This window comes from Bartonella queenslandensis AUST/NH15 (assembly GCF_000312585.1).
GTDB lineage: Bacteria > Pseudomonadota > Alphaproteobacteria > Rhizobiales > Rhizobiaceae > Bartonella > Bartonella queenslandensis_A.
Map to the genome: position 1 here is coordinate 9,960 of NZ_HE998006.1, position 3,450 is coordinate 13,409.

The 3,450-nt window shown below is 36.4% G+C and carries 3 protein-coding genes; 1 reads left to right on the forward strand and 2 read right to left on the reverse strand.

The annotated features are described in order from the left end of the window. Positions 1–81 precede the first annotated feature (81 nt). A complete protein-coding gene (locus tag BN338_RS06630; protein ID WP_039760274.1) occupies positions 82–777 on the reverse strand; it encodes an HAD family hydrolase in 696 nt (231 codons plus the stop codon). Between the two features lie 369 nt (positions 778–1,146). Between BN338_RS06630 and BN338_RS06635 the strand changes: the two genes are divergently transcribed. Continuing rightward, positions 1,147–2,235 carry a site-specific DNA-methyltransferase gene (locus BN338_RS06635; protein ID WP_425277464.1) on the forward strand — a complete coding sequence of 363 codons (1,089 nt, stop codon included), beginning with the start codon at positions 1,147–1,149 and terminating at the stop codon, positions 2,233–2,235. A 759-nt stretch (positions 2,236–2,994) separates the two neighbouring features. On the opposite strand, the gene BN338_RS06640 is transcribed toward BN338_RS06635, so the two are convergent. Continuing rightward, positions 2,995–3,450 (reverse strand): NUDIX domain-containing protein (locus tag BN338_RS06640; RefSeq protein WP_039760280.1); only part of this gene is annotated, 456 nt, incomplete at its 5' end.

Sequence of the window (3,450 nt, forward strand, 5' to 3'; positions counted from 1 at the left end):
ATAAAAGCGAAAAGGGGAGAATATTTGGGTAAAAATGCTCCCTTACAAGAGTCTACAAACTGATATATTTAAGAGATTTTTTTATAATAAATCGCGCCATACCGCCATTGCTTCTAAGACTTCTTCTAAATGAGCATGTTTTGCGATAACTGTTTCTGCACCAGCTTCTGCAAGTGCATTAGAATGGCCAAGATAGCTATGTGATCCTCCCGTAAAGCCGATGACACGCATACCTGCGGCTATGGCGGCATGAACACCATGAAGTGAATCTTCTATAACAATAGTGTTTTGAGGTTCTATCTGTAATTGTTGTGCGGCAAAAAGAAAAACATCAGGAGCAGGTTTCGTTTTTTTTGTTCCAACTTCAGGGGCTGAAAATATTTTACCTTCAAAAAGGTCATAGAGATCAACAGTAGTGAGCATTTCTTTGATATCTACGCTTTTTGCATTAGAGCAGATACAGTAGGGATAGCGTGTTTGAATAACTTTTATGGCTTCTCTTACATCATCAATAGCACGTAATTCAGTTTTTATTTTTGTACGAAAAATATTGGTCATCTGATCGATGAGATGAGCAGAAATTGGTTTTTCTGTTTCCTGTTCAACGTGTTTAAGAATATCGCGAAAGATGAGTCCTGCAAAACGCTCACTCAATTCTTCGGGTGATATTTCATATCCTGTTTGTCTGAGCAATTGAGATCCAATTTTTGCTGCAAGATATTCAGAGTCGATGAGAACTCCGTCACAATCAAAAATAATAAGATCTATCTGAGGCATAAGATATTCCTTTACATGTTACGAGATGGACAACTTTCGTGAAAATCATATTAAGAGGACCTTATTTCATAAAAATACGCTTTGAAAATGATTCTTAATTCTTTTTCGAAAGAAAAGATATGGGAACAGTACATTAAAAAAAGAAAAATAAAGATTCATTCATATGAAAGTTTTTTACTTTAAAAAATAAAAATGAATATCAATTTTGCAGAACTTTAACGATACGTTTACTCTATTTTGTAAATATGGATTGGTAATGCGGGCCTATAAACTATTTTGATTGATTATAGGGCAAATTCAGTTCATTTTGTTGGGTTTTTCATGACAGTTATTCAGCTTCAAAAAGATTTCATTCGTACTCCCTCACAGATGCCATGGCGCAATAAAATTTTTAAAGGAGATTGTGTTGCCGTTTTAGAAAAATTGCCAAAACATTCCATTGATATGATTTTTGCCGATCCTCCCTATAATTTGCAATTGGAGGGTGCGCTATACCGCCCAGATCATTCGCTTGTTGATGCGGTTGATGATGCATGGGACCAGTTTGAGAGTTTTGCTGCTTATGATGCTTTTACGCGTGCCTGGTTGCTTGCGTGTCGTCGTGTATTAAAACCCAACGGAACGCTTTGGGTTATCGGATCATACCATAATATTTTTCGAGTTGGTACGGCCTTACAGGATTTAGGTTTTTGGATGCTTAATGATATTATTTGGCGCAAAAATAATCCGATGCCTAATTTCCGAGGGCGCCGCTTTCAAAATGCCCATGAGACGCTTATTTGGGCTGTACGAGATCAAAAAGATAAAAAGTACACATTTAATTATGATGCATTGAAAGCAGCAAATGAAGATTTACAAATGCGTTCAGATTGGCTTTTTCCTCTCTGCACTGGAGCTGAACGTTTAAAGGATGATTCAGGGCGTAAATTACATCCAACACAAAAACCACAAGCGTTATTAGCGCGTATTATTATGGCTTCTAGTAAACCTGGTGATGTTATTCTTGATCCGTTTTTTGGTTCGGGCACAACAGGTGCTGTTGCCAAGCTTTTAGGGCGTGATTTTGTTGGGATTGAACGCGAGCAAGATTACATTGATGCAGCATGTGAGAGAATTGCGTCGGTTAAACCTTTAGCGCACCCAGAACTGGCGATTTTGGATAGAAAAAAAGCAGAACCACGTGTAGCATTCAATAGTTTGCTTGAAGCAGGTTTGCTTTATCCTGGAGAAGTTCTTTATGATCGCAAAAAGCAAGTATCTGCTATTGTAAGAGCTGATGGTACGATCATGCATGGTGGTGAAGCAGGTTCAATTCATGCAATGGGAAGAAAGGCTCAAGATTCGCAGAGTTGTAACGGTTGGACCTTTTGGTATTATGAGGAAAATGGACGGTTAAAATCCATAGATCATTTAAGAATGATCATACGTTCACAAATGTTAAAAACGGGTGTTTTATGAACTAAGATGATCGCTTCATCCTATTGACCATGTGTAGCCGCCCTTAATTGAGAGTGGCATGCGGGCGATTTATGCTTTTTTAAGCGTTAACATGCTAATTTTGCTTGCAAGCGGCAAGCGAGTGTTTTTATTTTTCTTGTAGAAGAAATTAAAATGAAAAAGTTTCATTCTATCTCTCATTTAAGTTCTAAAATAATCAAATTATCAATCGATATACTTTTATGAAGATGAAATAACCGAATTAAAAAAATACATTCAGAAGTTCAAAATTAAGTGCTTTTTTTTTGTAGAGAGCATCTGCATTTATGGATGTGCGTGCAATATTGCAATAGCGTGCAATATATCGGCTTATAAAAATAATTTGAAATTGTTCAACTTGAATGAGTCCTTAGGATATCGTCAGATTTTTTTATTTCCAACCTATTTTATATTGAATCAATCAAAATTACTTTCTTGCGTGTCATAAGTGGGGGGTGAGTAAAAATTGCTAAAGACAAGGAGTAAAAGTACCTCTTCTGAACTATCTCAAGAACCAAGGGCTGTAGACAGCATGGGGATTGGTAAGTGTGTGATGGTGCGTGTCGGTTTGCTTCTTCATAAGTGAAAAGAGAATAAATCCCGAAATTTAAATCTAAGATTTCTAAGCTTTTCTATCCCTTCTTAATTCTTATCTGTAGAAAAATTTTTCTTTTACAAAGGAAGAAATGGTCGCTAGAAATAGCAAAGTTTCTGTGGGCAAAAATTTTATAGGGAAGATTATTAAAATCTGAAAGAATGAGGAAGTGCTATAGCGATGGCTTTTTTCATAACTGTAGGAAGCGCTTCTTCGGCAAGATGTTGAATGTTACACCACCAACCATTTTCACAATTCATTTCATGAATATCGTCAGTATAATAAACATCGAGTTTTAGAGAAAAGTGAGTAAAAATATGGGTAATTTGTCCTTTGAATTGCCAATTGGCAGTAAAGGGTGCGTTTTGGAGCCCATTTTCATTGTTTATGCCAATATTATTAGGAATTTGGGTCATTCCGCCGAGGAGTTTTTGCGTCTGTCGTTTTTCCAAATAAATTTGTCTCTTTTTATTAAGGACTACAAAAGCAATACCTGTTTTTGAAGGGCGTTCTTTTTTAGGAGCTTTGACTGGAAAAGATTCTGCTTGTTGCATCTTTGCCGCTTTACATAAACTTTGAAGAGGGCAGATATGACAAGATGG